Below are 19,991 nucleotides of genomic sequence, written 5' to 3' on the forward strand. Positions count from 1 at the left end.
ACCCGCGAATTTGTTACGCAATCTGTAAAACACCATTGCATCTAAGACTAAGGTCGTCTGGTTGGTGTCCATCGGCGGAATAAAGTAAGGGCGGGTTCTCCCTTATTTGCGTTGCTGCTAGGACAAAAACAATGAACGACAGCATCTACCAATCGATACAGAACAGTCCGCGCTTCAAGGAACTGGTCACCAAGCGCGAGCGTTTCGCCTGGATTCTTTCGGCGATCATGCTTGGTCTCTACTGCAGCTTCATCCTCCTCATCGCCTATGGCCCGCAAATCCTGGGCACCAAGCTTAGCCCTGACTCGTCGATCACCTGGGGCATTCCCTTGGGCGTCGGCCTGATCGTTGCGGCGTTTGTCCTGACCGCTATCTACGTGCGGCGCGCCAATGGCGAATTCGATGAGCTGAACAAAGAGATCCTCAAGGAGGCGCAACAATGATCCGCCAAGCCAAAGCCCTGGCCGTCCTGGCCTGCGGTGCTTTCGCACCCGCCGTGTGGGCCGCTGATGCCCTGACCGGCGAGGTGCACAAGCAGCCGCTCAACGTCTCGGCGATCGCCATGTTCGTGGCCTTCGTCGCCTTTACCCTGGGTATTACCTACTGGGCCTCCAAGCGCAACAAGTCGGCCTCGGACTACTACGCCGCGGGCGGTCGCATCACAGGTTTCCAGAATGGCCTGGCTATCGCCGGTGACTACATGTCGGCCGCCTCCTTCCTGGGGATTTCCGCGCTGGTGTTCACCTCCGGCTATGACGGCCTGATCTATTCGATCGGCTTTTTGGTCGGCTGGCCGATCATCCTGTTCCTGATTGCCGAGCGTCTGCGCAACCTGGGCAAGTACACCTTCGCCGACGTGGCTTCCTATCGTCTCGGGCAGAAGGAAATCCGCACGCTGTCGGCTTCCGGTTCTCTGGTGGTCGTGGCGTTCTACCTGATCGCCCAGATGGTCGGTGCCGGCAAGCTGATCCAGCTGCTGTTCGGCCTGGACTACCACGTTGCGGTGATTCTGGTGGGTATCCTGATGTGCCTGTACGTGCTGTTCGGCGGCATGCTGGCCACTACCTGGGTACAGATCATCAAGGCCGTGCTGCTGCTCTCCGGTGCCAGCTTCATGGCGCTGATGGTGATGAAGCACGTGGGCTTTGACTTCAATACCCTGTTCTCCGAGGCGATCAAGGTCCACGCCAAGGGCGAGGCGATCATGAGCCCGGGTGGCCTGGTCAAGGACCCGATCTCGGCGTTCTCCCTGGGTCTGGCGCTGATGTTCGGCACCGCCGGCCTGCCGCACATCCTGATGCGCTTCTTCACCGTCAGCGACGCCAAGGAAGCGCGCAAGAGCGTGCTCTACGCCACCGGTTTCATCGGTTACTTCTACATCCTGACCTTCATCATCGGCTTCGGCGCGATCCTGCTGGTTAGCACCAACCCGGACTTCAAGGACGCCGCGGGCGCCCTGATCGGCGGCAACAACATGGCGGCGGTGCACCTGGCCAATGCCGTGGGCGGCAGCGTGTTCCTGGGCTTCATCTCCGCAGTGGCCTTCGCCACCATCCTGGCGGTAGTGGCGGGCCTGACCTTGGCCGGTGCCTCGGCGGTGTCCCATGACCTGTACGCTAGCGTCTGGCGCAAGGGCAAGGCCAACGACAAGGACGAGATCCGTGTGTCGAAGATCACCACCATCGCCCTGGGCGTACTGGCGATCGGCCTGGGCATCCTGTTCGAGAACCAGAACATCGCCTTCATGGTGGGCCTGGCCTTCTCCATCGCTGCCAGCTGCAACTTCCCGGTGCTGCTGCTTTCGATGTACTGGAAGAAACTGACCACCCGCGGCGCCATGATCGGTGGCTGGATGGGCTTGGTTAGCGCCGTGGGCCTGATGATTCTGGGCCCAACCATCTGGGTGCAGATCCTTGGCCACGAAAAAGCCATCTATCCGTACGAGTACCCGGCGCTGTTCTCCATGCTCATCGCCTTTGCCGGTATCTGGTTCTTCTCTGTGACCGACAAGTCCAAGGCTGCCGAGGACGAGCGCGCGCTGTTCTTCCCACAGTTCGTCCGCTCGCAGACCGGTCTGGGGGCCAGTGGCGCGGTTTCCCACTAAGGTCTTTCTTCTGCTGTCATGACGCCCCGCTAGTCGGGGCGTTTTTATTGGCTATGAGAAATTTCGCAATGCCATAGGACGTTTCGCAGTTTCATTGGGACCAGTCTCGTTAAAAACGTAAGCCGGATTGCCCACACTTCTCGCTTCGACCCCGTACTCCTGCAAGGCCGATTGACGACCTCATGGGGCGTTTTTACACGTTGAAGCCCGTCGGCTGATGGATGACTGGATGTAGGCGTCGTCTGACGTGCCAAACGGATATTTCCTATTACGTTTGGGAGGCGTCCGACTATTCATATGCGTCAATCAGCGAACAATAGTTCCAGTGATAGTCAATTGGCCACTATCGGGCTTCTGCAAAGGCCAACTGCTGATTTGTAAAGGATGACACTCCATGAAAGTTGTGATCGTGGACGACCACCCCTTCATCCGTTCCAGTGTGAGCATGCAACTTCGCCAGGACAGGCTCGAGGTGGTCGGCCAGGCAGATAACGGCGTCGATGCCGTGCGCCTGGTACGCGAGCATATGCCGGACCTGGTGGTGCTGGATCTTGTGCTGCCCGATATGGATGGCCTGCAGGTTCTGCTCCGGATTCGGGAAATGCCACAGCCACCGAAGGTCCTGGTGCTGACTTCGCACCTGGCCGATTACTTTTCCTTGCGGTGCATGCGGGCAGGGGCGTCGGGGTTTTTGTCCAAGAGCGACAATCTCGACGAGCTGAGCAAGGCCGTGCTGGCCTTGCGCTCCGGCTACAGTTATTTCCCGGATGTGTCGTACAGCTCCGTCAACCACAAAGACATGATCACCACCGAGGCTCAACGCATCGCCGCGCTCAGTGATCGTGAAGTGATCATTTTCCAGTACCTGGCGCGTGGCTTGAGCAACAAGGTTATTGGCGAATTGATGCTGATCAGCAACAAAACGGTCAGTACCTACAAGACACGTCTGTTGGAAAAACTCAGGGTGAGCTCGTTGATCGAGCTGGCCGACCTCGCTCGCCGCAACCAGCTCATCTAGAACATTTCTCCGTGCCCTTACGTCTTTTACTGACGGCGTTGCTGTATTGCATCGCCGTCACCGTCGCCCATGGTGCTCCACAGCTCAACACGCATCCCTTTTCCGAAGGTGCTGAGCGGCCGGACCTGGACAATCGACAGCTTCGCTGGTTGTGGGAGCGCCGCACCTTGCGCCTGGGGGTGATCGATCGAGAGAACCCGCCGTTCGAAATCCTGGGCACAGGCTTGTCTTTCGAAGGTATAACCGCCGATTACGCCAGCCTGTTGGCCGCCCAGTTGCGGCTACAGGTGAAGGTCAAGGTGTTCACCTCCTTCGACAGTGCAGTCAAAGGCTTGCGAGCGGGTGATATCGACCTGCTTGGCTCGATGACAGTGGAGCAGGCCAAGGCCCAAGGCTTGCGTCTGTCCCGCCCCTACGTCAGCGATGCGCCCACCTTGTTGGCGCCGAGCGTGCGTGTGCCCCTGGACCCTAGGCAGGCTGTGCGTCTGGCAATGGTCGACGGCTACCGTGCACTGGATCAGGTGGGGGCGGCCTTCCCCCTGTCTCAGTTGCAAACCTACCCTTCGCCGGCGAGCGCCTTGGCCGCGCTGTCGCTTGGCCAGGCGGACCTTTACCTGGGCAGCGAGCAGGGGGTGCGCTATGTGTTGGGGCGCAATGAGTCTGGTGGTTTCGAGGAGGTTGGGCGTGCCAGCCTGCCTGAGCAGATGCTCGGCTTCGCCATGGCCGAGGACGACAGCCCGTTGGCGGACCTGGTCGATACAGCTCTGGGCAGCCTCTCAGTGTCCCAGCGCCTGGAAGTGAGCAAGCGCTGGCGGCCCACGCTGATCGACAGTCACCATCCCGAACCTCTGCAATTGAGCGTCGCCGAGCAGCTCTGGCTGCGCGACAACCCGCGTGTGACGGTATTGGCCGATGAGCATCTGGTGCCGTTGAGCTATCACGACGCCAATGGCAGCTGGCGGGGCATGAGCCTGGACGTCCTGCAACTGATCGAGCGCCGCACCGGCTTGCAGTTCGATGTTCGGCCCGGCGGTACCATCGAGCGGATGATCGATCAACTGCGTCAGGGGCAGGCGCAGTTGATCGCCGGCTTGCCCGATAGCCCGGGACGGCGCCGATACTTGAGCTTCAGTCGTGCCTATCTGAGTGCACCGCGGGTATTGGTGACGCGCGATGAGCCCCAGGCGCCGACGGCGCTTGCGCAGTTGCAGGGGCAGCGGTTGGCGCTGGTCCAGGGCAGCGCCGTGCAGGATGAACTGCATCAGCACTATCCAAAGCTTCGTCAGTTGAACGTTGCAACCCCGGTGGACGCGCTGCACGCCGTGGCCAAAGGCAAGGCCGCCGCTGCCGTGCTGACCTTCGATGACGCCCGGCCCCTGATCATCCGCTGGTACCCGGGGCGCTTGAAGGTCGGCGCCAGCCTGGCACTGCCGCCTGTGCATTTCGCCTTGGCGAGCCTTCGCGGGGCGACGGAGCTGCAAGGCATCATCAACAAGGCCATGTTCAGCCTGGCGCCACAGGAAATCGACGCGCTGGTGCGCCGCTGGCGCAACCCCATGATCGTCGCCGACGGCAACTGGCCTCGTTATCGGGCCACGGTAATGGCAGGCTTTGCCGTGATCGTCGTATTGCTGGCCATGGCATTGCTGTGGGTGCGTTACCTGCGGCGCCTGCACCTGCAATTACGGGGGGCCAAGCAGGACGCTGAGCAAGCCAGCCAGGCCAAGACCGACTTCCTGGCCACCATGAGCCATGAAATCCGCACCCCCTTGCATGCGGTGCAGGGCATGCTCGAACTGGCCCAGCGCAAGGCGGCCCAAGGGGTACTCGATCGGCTGGCCATCGAGGTTGCCAGCGATGCGGCACGTGGCCTGCTGGAACTGATCGGCGACATACTCGATATCACGCGTATCGAGTCCGGGCACCTGAAACTGGTGCTTGAGCGGGTTCGATTGAATGAGCAGGTTGCCCGGGTCGTGCAGCTCTTTGCGCAACAGGCCAAAGGTAAAGGACTGGAGTTGCTCCTGGATACGCAAGGTCCGGTCGAAGCGCAGGTGATGCTCGATCCGCTGCGGTTCAAGCAAGTGCTGGCAAATCTGTTGAGCAATGCGGTCAAGTTTACGCCGCAAGGCCATGTGCGTGTGCGGTTGCGGGCACGGCAGGATGAAACGAGGCTGCTGGTCGAGTTGCATGTCGAGGACACCGGTATCGGCATCGATGCAGCCGAACTGGACGCGCTCGGCCAGCCCTTCCGCCAGGCCAGCAATCAGCGGCAATCGGCCCGTTGCAGCGCCGGCCTTGGCCTGGGCATCAGCCGCAGCCTCTGCCAGATGATGGGTGGCGACCTCAGGTTGCATAGCGTCCTGGGGCAAGGAACGCGCGTGGAACTGAACCTTGACCTGGCGCTGGCACCTGAGCGTGAGCAGGCCCTGCCCGCCAGTGCGCCACCGGCCATGGCGGGGGAGCTGCGCTTGCGAGTACTGGTGGTCGATGACTATCCGGCCAATCGGCTGCTGCTGGCCCAGCAACTGGACTTTCTCGGTCACCATGCCCGGGTGGCCGAGGATGGCTCACAGGCGCTGCGCCTGTGGCTCAAGGAGCACTTCGATGTGGTGATCAGCGACTGTAACATGCCGCAGCTCAATGGCTATGCCTTGGCGCGGGCCATTCGCGAACACGAGCGTCGCAGCGGCAGGTCGCGTTGCCGCTTGATCGGCCTGACGGCCAGCGCCATGACGCGCGAGCGCCGGCGGTGTCGTGCCGTCGGCATGGATGATTGCCTGTTCAAGCCGCTCGGCCTGGATAGCCTGCAACGGGCATTGGCCGATGGCATGCGCCAGCAAGACGCAGAGCAGCCCATGCTCGACCTCGAACACCTGCTGCGTCTGGTCAACCGGGACCAGGTAGCGCTCAAGGCCTTGCTGGGCGACCTGCGCAGCAGTAACCAAGAGGACCTGCAGCGCCTGGAGGCCGTGGGCAACGATGCGTCGGCGTTGGCGGGGCTGGCCCATCGCGTCAAGGGCGGGGCGAGAATCGCCCGGGCTGATCGACTGTACGAACGGTGCGAACAGCTCGAGCGAAGTTGTGCCACGCAACCACTGGATGTCGAGCGCCTGCGTAACGATGTCCAGGCGCTGCGCCGAACGATGATGCAGCTGGAGCATCAATTGGCGAGGATGCCGGCCCGCGGTGTTCAAGGCTGAGCACCGTATGAAATTTCTACAGTACGCTCGGAGCGGTCCTGCATATACACGTACAGCGCTTGTCGATAATTCACTCCGTCAGCGGCGAATTGCCGAGATGACATTTCAGATTTTTCAAGGAGATGAATGGAATGAAAGCGCGTTTTCTGGCTATCCCTTTTCTGGCTCTGGCTGCAGGTTCGGTGACAGCCGCCGAGACGATCGAGAAGCAGATCCAGGTCATTGCCCAGGTACCGACCGAGAAGTTCTATGTCGAGCCGGTCGGCAACTGGATGGACGATCCGCAAGCGCTTACCTGGAACCCGCAGCGTGAGGACTTCAGCGAAATTCGTCGTCAGTTCCAGGCCAAGAGCACCATCGGTCCCGTGACGGCCTTCCTGCTCAACCAGCCAGAGGTCGTCAGCGGTATCGACAAGTTCGGTCTGAACGTCACCCTGGCTGGCAAGGCGCTGGGCCTTACGCCTGTTCCGCTGTTGACCAAGGAGCAGGCCGCTGCCGGCACCACCATGGATTTCGTGGTCAGCGCGGTGAAACCCACCGGTGGTTATAAGGCCGGCTCCTATCAGGGCATGGTCAACATGATGTTCGAAAGCGAAGCCCCAGGCGGCGCCTGATTCCTCTCTGCGGCATACCGCACTCCCTCTTCATTGCCTCCCTCCGCTGCTCTATGTTCTTCGAGCGGCAGGGGGTAGGCTTTGCCTGCGGAAAGAGTCATGTTCCACTTCATTGCACTTCACCGTTATCTGCGCGGTTGGCTGGTCTGTAGTACCTGCCTGATGCCCTTGCAGGCCTGGGCCGAATCTCAGGTTCCACCTTCTGTGGTTCGCCAATTCGATGGGTTGCCGCGCGAGTTCGAGGCGCATTTCTTCGACGTGCCGCTGGCGGTTCGCGTCGAGCTGGATGGGCGTTACCTGGGCGACGCCATGGTGATCCTGACCCGCGACGAACGCGTGCAACTGCTCGAGTTCACCGATACCCAGGAAAGCCGCGAATCGCCTGTGGTTCGGCGTCAATGGCAGGAGCGTCTGCAGGCCGGGCGCCTGCTTGGAGACTGCACTCGCAACTGCCCTGATGGGTTGCAGGCCATTCATTACAGCCTGGCCAACTCCCAGCTCTCCCTGGTCACAGCCAATGCCGAAAACAGCGTGGATCATCTGCGTTATCACAAGATGCCTGAGGGTGGCAGTGTGGGTTTGCTCGTGCGTAACCAGCTCAACCTTGTGCATGATGGTGACGACACCACCGGCCGCATCGCCTTCCAGGGCCAAGGCAGCCTGGGCAACTGGACCACGGTCGCTGACGCCCAGGCCGACCGCGTCAGCCAGAGCCAAGTGGGCACGCGCTATCGCATGGACCAGCTCTATGCCGAGCGTCTGCTCGAGCAGAATTTCTTCCGTTTGGGTTACTTCACCCCAGGCGCCCAGGGCTTGACGCGCCAGCCCACATTGCTGGGCGACGCCCCCGATACCACGCTTGGGTTGATGTTCGGCAGCAGCGACAGCCTGCTGATCGACAACGGCCAGCCCAGCTCCACACCGATCTATGTCACGCCCAACCGCCAGGGGATCGTCGAGATCTATCGCAACGGTGTGCTGATCAACAGCCAGCCGGTACAACCGGGTCTGCAGACCCTCGATACCCGTGTATTGCCCGGTGGCATCTACGAGGTGGAAGTGCGCCTGGTCGAAGACGGTCAGGAGACCTCGCGTACCGAGGCTTTCATCTACAAACCTTCTAACTGGCGCAACCCGGAAAGCCGCTGGCGCTACAACGCCTACCTGGGGCAGCAAACCAGCCTGTTGAACAACTGGGGATATGAGCGTCAGGACAGCTTCGGCGGCGGCGTGATGAGCAATTACCTGCTGCATCCGCGTGCGGTGCTTGGCTTGTCCGCGCAGCGCGTGGACGAGGCGCTGCAGTACGGCACTTCGCTGGACTGGGATGTCCTGGAGCGGCTGAAGCTCTATGGCAACGTCAATTACACCGAAGACCGTGGCACGGGCTACGACATGCAGCTCATCCAGTCCTACGCCCAGGGGTCGATGGTGCTCAGTCACAGTCAGTCCTGGGTCGAGACCGGCCGTACCCATCGGGGCGAGGCGTCCCGGCAGGAGCAACGCAGTCAGTCGAGCCTGTCCCTCAGCCACCGGGTCACCCAGCGCAGCAATGCGACCTTGCGCCTGTCCCACAGCTCGGGTTCAGCCAGCGGCACGGGCATCGACCTGGGCTGGGCGTTTTTCGGCAAGATGTTGGGCTCCGACGCCAACTGGCGTCTTTCGGTGTTCGACCGGCCCGGTACCGCCAGCAGCGGCGATGCGCGCAGCCGTGGCGTCAACCTGACGTTGAGCATGAACCTGGGCGGGCCGGGCAAGCGTATCGCTGCTAGCCTGGGCAGCCGTACCTCGCGTGATGGGCGCAGCGACCAGCACGCGTCGGTGTCCTATCAGCAGGATGTGGACGCAGGTCCTGTGCAAAGCCTGGGCGTCAGTACGACGATCGACCGCTACGGCACCGGTTTTGGTAGCAATGTCCAACTGCAAAGCGACAGCCTGTACGGGGATGCGTACGCGCAAACCTCGACGATCAACAACACGCTCAGCGCCGGCCTGAACCTGCAGAGCATCGCGGCCTTCGGCGGCGGCAAGATGGCCATGAGCGGCCAGTACCTGACTCACGAGGCGGGCCTGATCGTGGATGTGGATTCCGATGTCGATGGCCTGAAACTGCGCGCCGACGACCAGCAGGGCAGCAGCGCCACCTTGCGCCCGGGTCGCAACATCATCCCGGTCACGGCGTTCAAGTCAGGTCATGTGCAGTTCGACTTCGACGGTGACGATGCCCCGGCTGCTGTCATTCAGCCGTCGGGCCTGGACTATCACCTCAACCGGGGGGGCGTGGAGTACCGCCAGTTGCATGTGATGCGCACGGTCACGGTGCTTGGCAGGCTGCTCGACGAGAAAGGCCAACCCATGCGTGGCGCGCATGTCATCAATCATGCCAGCCGCGGTGTCAGCGAAGCCGATGGGTTCTTCTCGGTGGAGATGAGCCATTCCACGCCGACTTTGGAAATTCGCCAGGCCGGTACGGTGAGCTGCCTGCTTAGCCTGCCAGTGAACAGCTTGAAGCGCGAAGGCGATGTGCTGCTGGCGGGCGACCAGGTGTGCCGCACCAGCAGCCTGGCCGATCGCGGTAACGCACCCGAAGGTGATTCATGAGAGGCGGCCTGCGGTATCGAGACCGCAGGCCAAGGATGTCGTTAGCAAACCGGAGGTTGGAAATGCATGGGTTCAAATCGCTGTGCCTGGCGCTATTGTTGGTGCCACTGGTGGCCAAGGCAGGCCCAGAGCTCAACGTTGGCGGTCTCTACGACTACCTGGAGGACGGCAAGAGCACCCTGCTTAAGCGTATCTACAACGGGGGGGACGCCACGGCCTTCGTCAAGGTCAGTGTTGCCGAGCTGGTCTATGGGGCAGATGGTGTGCCAAAGGAAGTGGACCTGGAGCAACTGCCGCTGGAGCAGCGTGGCGTGATCGCCAGCCCCGCACGACTGATCGTGCCGGCGCGCGGCATGCAGGCCGTGCGCCTGCTGTATCGCGGCGAGCGTGACAAGGAGCGCTACTTCCGCCTGCGCTTCGTGCCTGTGCTGCCGGAGAAAAACGATGGCTTCGCCATCAGCGCGGCTGACGCCAAGCAGTACAGCGATGCCCTCAAGGCCGGCGTTCAACTGCTGGCCGGCTACGGCACTTTGCTGTTCGTTCGCCCCCAAGGCGCGCACTTTCGCACGCCCATGCATCGGGAGGGCGCGGACTTCGTGGTGGTCAACCAGGGCAACAGCACGGTGGTGCTGGACAACTTCCGACATTGCGTTCGAAACGGCACCGAATGCGTTGCAGGTACCAAGCATCACCTGTTGCCTGGCGTGATGCGCAAGTTTCCCGAGCGGCCAGGGCGTGAGTATCGCTTCGAGTTGCTCGAAGGAGGGCTGCGCCAGGAGCTGGCGTTCAAAGACTGAAACAGCCCGTTGTCCATACACGCTAACCAGGAGGGCGTGTTGATGTGGTGTTTGCCCCAAGGATTGCAAGCGACCGCGGTGCTGCTTGTTCTTCTGTTGTCGTCGTGGGCCGAAGCGGCCAATGTCACCATTGGCGCGCGGTTCCGTACCGAGACGGGTAATCATTTTCTGTTTGCGCTGATTTGCCAGCAGCCCGACTTGGCTGAAGGGCTTTCGCGCCATTGCGGTCTGGACCTCCAGGCCCTGCAGGTCGAGCTGAAACGACGATTGAAGGATCAACCCGGCGGTAATACCCAGAGCGTGGTGTTCTCCGAGTCGTTGGTCGGAGTCTTGGACGACGCCTGGGAGCGGGCCTGCGTGCAATGGGGACATTCGTCGATTGGTGCGGCTTGTTGCTGGGCGTCATGGTTCGAACAGGGCGCAGCGCATCATCTGGAAGTGGCCTCCCTGCACGCCTGGCTTGCCTGCGATACGTCCGCGGCAGTGGCGTGGTTGCGCACTCAAGGCCCGGCGCAGCGGACACCTGGACGGCAAGCAGGGGCACTGGAGGCGTACGGCCACAACCTGACCCAGCAAGCGCGCGAGCAGCGTCTTGATCCTGTCATCGGGCGTGAAAAGGAAATTCGCCAAGTCATCGATGTCTTGCTGCGTCGTCGACAGAACAATCCGCTGTTGGTCGGGGAGCCCGGTGTGGGAAAGACTGCACTGGTAGAAGGGGTCGCGCAGCGCATTGCGGCCGGCGACGTGCCGCAAATCCTGAAAAACTGCGAAGTCTACAGTCTGGACCTAGGCCTGCTGCAGGCAGGGGCGAGTGTCAAAGGCGAGTTTGAGAAGCGCCTGCAAAGCCTGGTGGACGAAGCGGCGGCCTCGCCTGTACCGGTGGTGCTGTTCATTGACGAAGCCCATCGACTGCAAGGCGCAGGTGGCATGGCTGGGCAGAACGATGCGGCGAACATGCTCAAGCCGGCGCTCTCCCGAGGCCAGTTTCAGGTTATCGCCGCGACCACCTGGGCCGAGTACAAGAGCATCTTTGAAAAAGACGCCGCGCTGGCGCGTCGTTTCCAGTTGATCAAGGTCGAGCCACCGAGCGAAACATCCGCCATTGCGATGCTGCGCCATGTCGCTCCGCTGCTGGAGCGGCACCATGGGGTGACCATTCTCCACGAAGCGATCGAAGCGGCCGTGCGGTTGTCGTCGCGTTACATCATCGATCGCCAATTGCCCGACAAGTCCCTCGCATTGCTGGATACGGCGTGTGCTCGGGTCGCCCTCTCCCAAGCCCATGTTCCGCACGCCTTGGAAGACCTGGACGCACAACTGGCCAGTCTGGTCAGCCATCGGGATTGGTTGGCGCGCGAGAAGCGCGAGGTTCGGCTGCTGGAGGAGCTTGTCAGCACCCAAGCACGGCTCCAGCGAGCTCGAGAGGATGTTTACCAGCAATGGCAGCAGCAAAGAGCCTGGGTACAAGAAACGCTTGCCGGAATGCCCGCTGGCGATGTCGCCAGCCGATCCCTGGCCGAGGCGCATGAACAGCAGGTGATGGTCCATGTCCACGTCGATGCGATGTGCGTGGCGCATGTGCTTTCGGGCTGGACCGGAATCCCGCTTGGCAAGCTCAAGGAGCGCACGCAAGCCAGCGAAGCGACGTTGCTGGGCCAACTGCAAAGCCACGTGGCCGGTCAGGAACCGGCATTGAAGGCGCTGGCCCGCAAACTGTTCATCACTCGAGCGGGGCTGCAGGCACCGGACAAGCCGGCAGGGGTGTTCATGCTGGCCGGCCCCTCGGGGGTGGGCAAGACAGAAACGGCGTTGGCATTGGCAGAGGTGTATGGCTCAGGGCCAGAGAGCCTGATCACGCTGAACATGTCCGAATATCAAGAGGCGCATACGGTCTCTGCACTCAAAGGGGCACCGGCCGGCTACGTAGGCTATGGCAAAGGCGGAAGATTGACCGAAGCGGTCAGGAAGAGACCGCACTGCGTGCTGTTGCTGGACGAATTCGAAAAAGCTCACCCCCGCGTTAAGTTGTGTGTTTGAAAGGGCCCGAGGCAGTCTCTCGTTTTCCGTTGGATTGGAGAGTCAGACATGCTGGTGATAGGGCGTCAGGTGGGGCAGGGCATCAAGATCCGGGACGACATCACGATTCGGGTGTTGTCCGTGCAAGGGGGGGAACAGGTACGCCTGGGCATCGAGGCTCCAGCCCATATCACGGTAAATCGTGAAGAGATCAGCGACAGCGTCAAACAAGCCCTGGCGCAGCGGCGTCAGGGCAAGCAGTCAGTCGAATAGCTCCCTGGGCACTTCGTGCTTGGCCAGCAATTGGCATTGCTGACTTTCAAGATCGAACAAAATGAACGCCTGACCCTTGGCCAGTGCCTGGCGGACCCGCAGTACGCGGGTTTCCAGGGGCGTGTCGTCGCCGTTATCGGTGCCGTCGCGGGTAACGAAGTCCTCGATCAAGCGGGTGAGGGTTTCGGCTTCGAGTTGGTCGTAAGGGATCAGCATGGTCACAAAGTCTTGGCTGGGATGGGGTGCATGCTACGCCAATCGCGAGGGGCTTGCCTGAGGCTACTGCGTCTCCTCGCCTCAGGCGCTCAAGTCTTGTTGCCAATCAGGCTGTCCACTGCCGGCACCCTCGTCTCGCTTTCCATCTGGGCATCATGCTCCAACTGATGGCTGAATCGCTCGAGCGATGCGTTGGCGGGGTGCGAATCGCTGGCGAATACCGGTGGACTGAGCAGATAAGCAGCCAGCAAGCGGCTGAGGGCGGCCAGGCTATCGATATGGGTGCGCTCATATCCATGGGTGGCATCGCAACCAAACGCCACCAGCGCGGTGCGGATATCGTGCCCGGCCGTGACGGCCGAATGGGCATCGCTGAAGTAATAGCGGAAGAGGTCACGGCGCACTGGTAGGTCCTGGTCGCCAGCCAGTTTCAGAAGGTGCCGCGAGAGGTGGTAATCATAGGGGCCTGAGGAGTCCTGCATGGCCACGCTCACGGCATGTTCGCTTGAGGCCTGCCCGGGCGCCACCGGAGCGATGTCGATGCCGACGAACTCGCTCACGTCCCAGGGCAGCGCCGCAGCGGCACCAGAGCCTGTCTCTTCGGTGATGGTGAACAGCGGGTGGCAGTCGATCAACGGTTGGTGGCCGCACTCCACCACGGCCTTGAGTGCTGCCAGCAGTGCTGCCACGCCAGCCTTGTCGTCCAGGTGTCGGGCGCTGATATGACCGCTTTCAGTGAACTCCGGCAGCGGATCGAAGGCGACGAAGTCGCCAATGGCTATCCCCAGTGCCTCGCAGTCGGCGCGTGTAGCGCAGTAGGCATCCAAACGCACTTCCACATGCTCCCAACTGATCGGCATCTGATCGATGGCAGTGTTGAAGGCATGCCCGCTCGCCATCAGTGGCAGCACGCTGCCGCGGTACACACCCGTGTCGGTGAACACGCTGACGCGGCTGCCTTCGGCGAATCGACTGGACCAGCAGCCCACCGGCGCCAGGGCCAGGCGGCCGTTATCCTGCAATTGGCGCACGCTGGCGCCGATGGTGTCCAGATGCGCCGAGACCGCGCGGTCGGGCGTGTTCTGACGGCCTTTTAGCGTGGCGCGGATGGTGCCGCGGCGGGTCAGTTCGAAGGGGATGCCCAATTCGTCCAGGCGTTCGGCCACGTAGCGCACGATGGTATCGGTGAAGCCGGTGGGGCTGGGGATGGCGAGCATTTCCAGCAGCACGCGTTTGAGGTACTCGAGATCGGGTTCGGGGTGTCCGTTAGACATCAGGTACTCCTTGGGTTGGCGCTGTTCTCTTCGCGGGTAAACCCGCTCCCACAGAGCCGCGCCGAGCCCAATGGGAGCAGGTTTACCTTGTGCACGGTTTCATGTCGGTGCTCGGCTGTGGGGAAAGAGCAGGTCGACGAAGCGCTCGGCGGTCGGTTGCGGCTCGTGGTTGGCCAGGCCCACCCGCTCGTTGGCTTCGATGATCACGTAGTGCGGGTGCTCGGCATCGCGCACCATCAGGTCCAGGCCCACCACAGGGATGTCCAGGGCGCGCGCGGCGCGCACGGCGGCGTCAGCCAGTACCGGATGCAGGCGCTCGGTGACGTCTTCGAGCGTGCCGCCAGTGTGCAGGTTGGCGGTGCGGCGCACGGCAAGGCGTTGTCCTGCCGGCAACACACTGTCGTAGTCCAGGCCCGACGCACGCAAGGTGCGTTCGGTCTCCTCGTCGAGCGGGATACGGCTTTCGCCTCCGGTGGCGGCCTGGCGTCGTCTGCTTTGGGCTTCGATCAAGGCCTGGATGCTGTGTTTGCCGTCCCCGATCACCTGGGCCGGGTGACGGATCGCTGCCGCCACCACTTCGAAGCCGATGACCACGATGCGCAGGTCCAGGCCTGGGTGATAGCTTTCAAGCAGCACCCGGCTGTCGAAGCGGAGGGCCTGCTCGACGGCCTGGTCGATCTCCTCCAGCGTCCCCAGGTTGACTGCGACACCTTGGCCTTGTTCGCCGTCCACCGGTTTGACCACCACGGCGCCGTGCTCTTCGAGAAAGGCCAGGTTGTCATCGGCATTGCCGGCCAGCTGTTGAACCGGCACGCGCAGACCGGCGGCGTCCAGAACGTGCTGGGTGAGACGTTTGTCCTGGCACAAGGTCATGCTCACGGCACTGGTCAAATCGCTCAAGGATTCGCGGCAACGGACGCGGCGCCCGCCCAGGCTCAGGGTGAACAGGCCGGCGCTGGCGTCGTCGACCTGCACGTCAATGCCGCGCCGGTAGGCCTCGTCGACGATCAGGCGGGCATAGGGGTTGAGCGAAGCCTCCGGGCCAGGGCCCAGGAACAGTGGCTGGTTGATGCCGTTCTTGCGCTTGACCGCGAAGGTCGTCAGGTTGCGAAAACCCAGCTTCTTGTACAGGCGCTTGGCTTGGCGGTTGTCGTGCAACACCGACAGGTCCAGATAGGCCAGGCCGCGGCTCATGAAGTGCTCGACCAGATGACGCACCAGCACTTCGCCGACACCTGGGCGGGTGCATTGCGGATCGACGGCCAGGCACCACAGGCTGCTGCCATGTTCAGGGTCATCAAAGGCCTTGCTGTGGTTCAGGCCCATGACGCTGCCGATCACAGCGCCCGTGTCTTCGTCCTCGGCCAGCCAGTACACCGGCCCTCCCAGGTGATGGGGGGTGAGCAGCTCTGGGTTGACCGGTAGCATGCCGCGTCCTTGGTAAAGGGCGTTGATGGCATGCCAGTCAGCGTCGGCCTGAGCCCGGCGGATGCGAAATCCGCGGAACACGCGTTGCGCAGGGCGGTAGTCGGTGAACCACAGGCGCAGGGTGTCCGAAGGGTCGAGAAACAACTGTTGCGGGGCCTGGGCCAGCACTTGTTGGGGAGCGGCGACATAGAGGGCGATGTCTCGCTCGCCGGGATGCTCGTCGAGCAACGCCTCGGCGAGCACGGCCGGATCAGGGTAGGTGTGGCCGATCAGCAGCCGGCCCCAGCCGCAATGTACCGCGCGGGGTTGGCCGTGGGGTTCGCTGCCATCACCGGCCAATTGCGCCTGCAGGCGCTCGTAGGAGGGGGCTTGTCCGCGTAGCAGGCGCTGGCCATAGGCGGTTTGCGCTTTCATCGGTCAGATTCCTTGTTCGCTGAGCCAGAGGTTCAGGGCGGCCAACTGCCAAAGCTTGGAGCCTCGCAGCGGCGTCAGTTGACCCTGAGGATTGCTCAGCAGGCGATCGAGCATGGCCGGGTTGAACAGGCCTCGGTCCTGGCTCGGGTCGGTCAGCAGTTCACGAACCCAGTCCAGGGTGGCGCCTTGCAGGTGTTTCAGACCCGGCACCGGGAAGTAGCCCTTCTTGCGGTCGATCACCTCGTGGGGGATCACCCGTCGCGCCGCAGCCTTGAGCACGTGTTTGCCGCCGTCGGGCAGTTTGAATCGGGCCGGGATGCGCGCCGACAGTTCCGCCAGGCGGTAATCGAGAAACGGCGTGCGGGCTTCCAGGCCCCAGGCCATGGTCATGTTGTCGACGCGTTTGACCGGGTCGTCGACCAGCATCACGGTGCTGTCCAGGCGCAGGGCCTTGTCCACTGCCTCGCTGGCGCCAGGGCGGGCGAAGTGCTCGCGGACGAATTCGCCGGCCGCGTCGCTTTCCAGCAGCCACGGGGCCTGGACCGTGTCGCGGTACTCGGCATGGTCGCGGTCGAAGAAGGCGGTGCGATACGCCTCATAGGCATCGTCGGCGCCGTCCACCTGCGGGTACCAGTGGTAGCCGGCGAACAATTCATCGGCGCCCTGGCCGCTCTGCACCCCCTTGCAGTGCTTGGCCACTTCCCGCGAGAGCAGGTAGAAGGCGATGCAGTCATGACTGACCATCGGCTCGCTCATGGCGCGGAACGCCGCCGGCAGCTGTTCGATGATCTCGCGCTCGTCGATGCGCAATTGATGGTGGCGCGTGCCGTAGTGGCGGGCGATCAGGTCCGAATACTGGAACTCGTCCCCGCGCTCACCGCCAGCATCTTCGAAACCGATGGAGAAGGTCGAGAGATCGTCCACCCCTACTTCGCGCAGCAGGCCGACCAACAAGCTGGAGTCCACGCCGCCGGAGAGCAGCACGCCGACGTCCACCGCCGCCCGTTGGCGGATGGCCACGGCGTCACGGGTGGCGTCGAGCACGCGTGTGGTCCAGTCTTCCAGGTCCAGGTGCTGTTCATCCTGCCGAGGGCCGTAGTGCAACTGCCACCAGGTCTCACGCTGCACCGCACCGTGGTGGTCGATGCGCATCCAGGTCCCGGGCTCGAGCTTCTGCACATTGGCCAGCAAGGTGCGAGGCGCCGGTACCACTGCGTGGAAATTCAGGTAGTGGTTGAGCGCTACCGGGTCGATCATCGGATCGATATCGCCGCCCTTGAGCAGCGCGGGCAGTGTGGAAGCGAAGCGCAAGCGCTCGCCGTTGCGCGACAGGTACAACGGTTTGACGCCGAGACGGTCGCGGGCTAGGAACAGGCGCTGGGCATCGCGTTCCCAGATGGCCAGGGCGAACATGCCGTTGAGCTTGGGCAGCAAGGCTGCGCCCCAGGCGTGATAGCCCTTGAGCAGCACTTCGGTGTCGCCGTCGGAGAAGAAGCTGTAGCCCAAGGCTTTGAGTTCTTCGCGCAGTTCGGGGTAGTTGTAGATGGCGCCATTGAAGACCATCGACAGGCCCAGGGTGTTATCGACCATGGGCTGGGCCGAGGCGTCGGACAGGTCCATGATCTTCAGACGCCGGTGGCCGAGGGCGATCGGGCCCTGGCTGTGGAAGCCCCAGGCGTCGGGGCCACGAGGCGCCAAGCGATGGGTGATGCGCTCTACCGCAGCGAGGTCCGCCGGGCGAGGGGCTTGGTCGATGGGGGTGAAACGTAACTCTCCTGCTAATCCGCACATAGGTCCTTACCGGTTTTGCCGTTGGGGAATATGCGCCCCGAAATGGGGCACATATGGGACTGACCCATGTGGGTTGTGAGAGTTTTAGATCAATCTGTTATATGGGTTGAGCGACCCCTTTGCGGGTAAGCCGCAGCCTGTCTATTTGCCGCGAATCAACCGGCGCAACGCAAACCGGTTCGGATGACACGCCTGCGCCACCGCGCGCGGCAGCGGCAGCGGTTCACCGCACACCCAGGCTGCGACCAGCTCGCCGCTCAACGGCGCGGTGATCAAGCCTCGCGAACCATGGCCGCTGTTCACGTACAACCCGTCGAGCCAAGGGCAGGGCGTGTCCGGCACCTGTCGCGCGTCTTTAGCGAGCACCGCATAGGCGTCGGTGAACGCTTGCGCATCCGCCACGGGCCCTACGATCGGCAAGTAGTCTGGGCTTGTGCAGCGGAACGCCGCTCGGCCTTGCAACTGGGCGGGGTCCAGCACGCTGGTATTGAGCCGCTCGGCCAGGTCCGTGGAGATTTCATCGAGCAGGGCCAGGTTGCCCTGGTGTTCGGCGACAGTCGGTGCCAGATCGTCATTATGAAAGTCGAAGCTTGCGCCCAAGGTGTGCTCATCGCCACGCGGCGGCGCGACGTAGCCTTCGGCACACACCACGGTGCGCAAGGCGCGGCTTGCCTCGGTGGCCGGCAGTCGGGTGATCTGTCCGCGGATACGCTTGAGCGGCAACTCGGCGCAGGCCTCGAAGCGGCGGATCTCGGCGGCGCCGGCGAGCACCACCACTGGCGCGCTGGCCAGCAGGTGCTCGCCGTCCCACGCTTGCCAAAGGCCATCGGCTTTGCGCAGTTCAATCACGTCCTGATGAGTCAGCAACTCGATGTGCGGATGTTGCAGCTGCGCCTGGCACAGCGCTGGCGGGTGCACCCAGCCGCCTTCGGGATAGAACAACCCACCGGCAGGCAGTGCCACACCTGCGACCGACTCGGCCTGGGCCTGATCGAGCACGTGCAGCAATGTGCTGTCGAAGGCCTCGGCCAGCTTGGCCTGGCGCTGTGCTTCTTTGTCGTCGAAGGCCAATTGCAGCACACCGCAGTCGTCCCAGTCCTGGCCGCGTTGCAACTGTTGCAGCCAACGGCGGGTGTAGCCGAAGCCCGAGAGGATCATCTGCGATAGCGTCGTACCGTGGGCCGAGAGTTTCAGGTAGAGCACGCCCTGGGGGTTGCCCGAGGCTTCCTGGGCCGGGGCGTCGTGGCGCTCCAGGACGCTGACCTGCCAGCCTCGGGCCGCGAGGCTGGCAGCCGTGGCGCTACCGGCAAGGCCGGCACCGATGACCAAGGCATGCCGCGGGCCTTGCACAGGGGCAGGGCGGGCGTACCAGGGTTCGGCTGGGGCGGGTTGCGCGGCGGGCCAGCCCTGGAACTGGCCGTGCATGACTTCCCATTTCTTGCCGATACCTGGCACCTTGCGCATGGCAAAGCCTGCCGCGATCAGGCCACGACGCACCCAGCCGGTGGTAGTGAAGGTGCCCAGTGTGGTGCCGGGCCGGGACAGCCGGGCCAGTTGCGCGAACAGCTCCGGCGTCCACATGTCGGGGTTCTTCGCCGGGGCGAAGCCGTCGAGGAACCACACATCGACCTGCGCGTCGAGCGTAGGCAACTGCGCCAGGGCATCGCCCACCATCAGGGTCAGGGTCACCCGCCCATGGTCGAAGCTGAACTGCTGGAAGCCGCCATGCACCGCCACGTACTGTGCCAGCAGCGGCTGCCAGTAAGGTTCGAGCTGCGGCCACAGCTGTACCGCGCGGGCGAGGTCTTCACGGGTTAGCGGGTACTTTTCGACGCTGACAAAATGCAGGCGCGCACCCAGTGGGGCGTGTTCGGCGAACAACTGCCAGGCACAGTAGAAATTCATGCCCGTGCCGAAGCCGGTCTCGCCGATCACCAGGCAGTCCTGGGGCGTCAGGGCGGCGCAGCGTTCACGCAGGCGGTTCTGTTCGAGGAAGACATGCTGGGTTTCCTCGATGCCTTCGTTCTTGGAGAAGTAGACGTCGTCGTACTGCCGCGAGTGAGGGCGGCCCTGGTCGTCCCAGTCGATCTGGGCGTGTTGTAGCAAGGTATCAGGCATGGTTGGCTCAGCATGTCGCGGGAGGGCGATTTTAAGCCATTTGCGCACCTGTCGCTGCGCCAACCGAACAGAACCGAATTGGACCTGAAGCCTGGCGCACAATCCGCTAGTCTTGGTTATCCAT

13 protein-coding genes and 1 pseudogene are annotated in these 19,991 nt (G+C 62.8%); 9 read left to right on the plus strand and 5 right to left on the minus strand.

Features of this window, described 5'->3' with window-relative positions; genetic code table 11:
- The first annotated feature begins 131 nt into the window (after positions 1-131).
- The 9 genes and pseudogenes from ABOA88_RS11725 to ABOA88_RS11765 all read left to right on the plus strand — a co-directional run bounded on the left by ABOA88_RS11725 (position 132) and on the right by ABOA88_RS11765 (position 12,626).
- Positions 132-443: a DUF485 domain-containing protein gene (locus tag ABOA88_RS11725; RefSeq protein ID WP_070091671.1), complete on the plus strand. Its 312-nt coding sequence runs from the start codon at positions 132-134 to the stop codon at positions 441-443.
- Positions 440-2,104, plus strand: a complete 1,665-nt coding sequence (locus ABOA88_RS11730; protein ID WP_043206636.1) for a cation acetate symporter — start codon at positions 440-442, stop codon at positions 2,102-2,104. Before ABOA88_RS11725 ends, ABOA88_RS11730 begins: the two co-directional genes overlap by 4 nt.
- Before the next feature lie 394 nt (positions 2,105-2,498).
- The gene (locus tag ABOA88_RS11735) at positions 2,499-3,122 is read left to right on the plus strand and encodes a response regulator (RefSeq protein ID WP_367851121.1); all 624 of its coding nucleotides are present in this window, start codon (positions 2,499-2,501) and stop codon (positions 3,120-3,122) included.
- An 11-nt stretch (positions 3,123-3,133) separates the two neighbouring features.
- Positions 3,134-6,325, plus strand: a complete 3,192-nt coding sequence (locus tag ABOA88_RS11740; protein WP_367851122.1) for a transporter substrate-binding domain-containing protein — start codon at positions 3,134-3,136, stop codon at positions 6,323-6,325.
- Positions 6,326-6,456: 131 nt separating this feature from the next.
- On the plus strand, positions 6,457-6,939 hold the full coding sequence (locus ABOA88_RS11745; RefSeq protein WP_196169537.1) for a CS1 type fimbrial major subunit: 483 nt from the start codon (positions 6,457-6,459) through the stop codon (positions 6,937-6,939).
- A 99-nt stretch (positions 6,940-7,038) separates the two neighbouring features.
- Positions 7,039-9,540: a TcfC E-set like domain-containing protein gene (locus ABOA88_RS11750; RefSeq protein ID WP_196169536.1), complete on the plus strand. Its 2,502-nt coding sequence runs from the start codon at positions 7,039-7,041 to the stop codon at positions 9,538-9,540.
- A 62-nt stretch (positions 9,541-9,602) separates the two neighbouring features.
- Entirely contained in the window at positions 9,603-10,337 is a 735-nt protein-coding gene (locus ABOA88_RS11755; RefSeq protein ID WP_196169535.1) for a molecular chaperone, read from the plus strand.
- Between the two features lie 42 nt (positions 10,338-10,379).
- A pseudogene (locus ABOA88_RS11760) lies at positions 10,380-12,359 on the plus strand (AAA family ATPase); the annotation flags it as partial.
- Positions 12,360-12,422: 63 nt separating this feature from the next.
- On the plus strand, positions 12,423-12,626 hold the full coding sequence (locus tag ABOA88_RS11765; protein ID WP_367851124.1) for a carbon storage regulator: 204 nt from the start codon (positions 12,423-12,425) through the stop codon (positions 12,624-12,626).
- On the opposite strand, the gene ABOA88_RS11770 is transcribed toward ABOA88_RS11765, so the two are convergent.
- The 5 genes from ABOA88_RS11770 to mnmC form a co-directional block, all read right to left on the minus strand.
- Positions 12,615-12,842: a YheU family protein gene (locus tag ABOA88_RS11770; RefSeq protein ID WP_043206612.1), complete on the minus strand. Its 228-nt coding sequence runs from the start codon at positions 12,840-12,842 to the stop codon at positions 12,615-12,617. The two genes, ABOA88_RS11765 and ABOA88_RS11770, sit on opposite strands and share 12 nt — an antisense overlap.
- Positions 12,843-12,931: 89 nt before the next feature.
- The gene (locus ABOA88_RS11775; RefSeq protein WP_196169512.1) at positions 12,932-14,116 is read right to left on the minus strand and encodes an osmoprotectant NAGGN system M42 family peptidase; all 1,185 of its coding nucleotides are present in this window, start codon (positions 14,114-14,116) and stop codon (positions 12,932-12,934) included.
- 99 nt (positions 14,117-14,215) lie between these two features.
- Positions 14,216-15,958 (minus strand): N-acetylglutaminylglutamine synthetase, encoded by a 1,743-nt coding sequence (gene ngg / locus ABOA88_RS11780; RefSeq protein ID WP_196169511.1) that lies wholly within the window; start codon positions 15,956-15,958, stop codon positions 14,216-14,218.
- Between the two features lie 3 nt (positions 15,959-15,961).
- A complete protein-coding gene (locus ABOA88_RS11785) occupies positions 15,962-17,749 on the minus strand; it encodes an N-acetylglutaminylglutamine amidotransferase (protein ID WP_196169510.1) in 1,788 nt (595 codons plus the stop codon).
- Between the two features lie 141 nt (positions 17,750-17,890).
- Positions 17,891-19,867 (minus strand): bifunctional tRNA (5-methylaminomethyl-2-thiouridine)(34)-methyltransferase MnmD/FAD-dependent 5-carboxymethylaminomethyl-2-thiouridine(34) oxidoreductase MnmC, encoded by a 1,977-nt coding sequence (mnmC, locus tag ABOA88_RS11790; RefSeq protein ID WP_367851125.1) that lies wholly within the window; start codon positions 19,865-19,867, stop codon positions 17,891-17,893.
- Positions 19,868-19,991: the final 124 nt, after the last annotated feature.

Origin of the sequence: Pseudomonas sp. PKS, from assembly GCF_051913525.1 — a bacterium.
GTDB lineage: Bacteria > Pseudomonadota > Gammaproteobacteria > Pseudomonadales > Pseudomonadaceae > Aquipseudomonas > Aquipseudomonas guariconensis_D.

Bases quoted from the DNA above. Each gene is read 5' to 3' on its own strand.
- ABOA88_RS11750 (WP_196169536.1), top strand. From the start codon at position 7,039: ATGTTCCACTTCATTGCACTTCACCGTTATCTGCGCGGTTGGCTGGTC.
- ABOA88_RS11775 (WP_196169512.1), bottom strand. From the start codon at position 14,116: ATGTCTAACGGACACCCCGAACCCGATCTCGAGTACCTCAAACGCGTG.
- ABOA88_RS11765 (WP_367851124.1), top strand. From the start codon at position 12,423: ATGCTGGTGATAGGGCGTCAGGTGGGGCAGGGCATCAAGATCCGGGAC.
- ABOA88_RS11725 (WP_070091671.1), top strand. From the start codon at position 132: ATGAACGACAGCATCTACCAATCGATACAGAACAGTCCGCGCTTCAAG.
- ABOA88_RS11770 (WP_043206612.1), bottom strand. From the start codon at position 12,842: ATGCTGATCCCTTACGACCAACTCGAAGCCGAAACCCTCACCCGCTTG.
- ngg (WP_196169511.1), bottom strand. From the start codon at position 15,958: ATGAAAGCGCAAACCGCCTATGGCCAGCGCCTGCTACGCGGACAAGCC.
- ABOA88_RS11745 (WP_196169537.1), top strand. From the start codon at position 6,457: ATGAAAGCGCGTTTTCTGGCTATCCCTTTTCTGGCTCTGGCTGCAGGT.
- ABOA88_RS11755 (WP_196169535.1), top strand. From the start codon at position 9,603: ATGCATGGGTTCAAATCGCTGTGCCTGGCGCTATTGTTGGTGCCACTG.
- ABOA88_RS11735 (WP_367851121.1), top strand. From the start codon at position 2,499: ATGAAAGTTGTGATCGTGGACGACCACCCCTTCATCCGTTCCAGTGTG.
- ABOA88_RS11785 (WP_196169510.1), bottom strand. From the start codon at position 17,749: ATGTGCGGATTAGCAGGAGAGTTACGTTTCACCCCCATCGACCAAGCC.
- ABOA88_RS11730 (WP_043206636.1), top strand. From the start codon at position 440: ATGATCCGCCAAGCCAAAGCCCTGGCCGTCCTGGCCTGCGGTGCTTTC.
- mnmC (WP_367851125.1), bottom strand. From the start codon at position 19,867: ATGCCTGATACCTTGCTACAACACGCCCAGATCGACTGGGACGACCAG.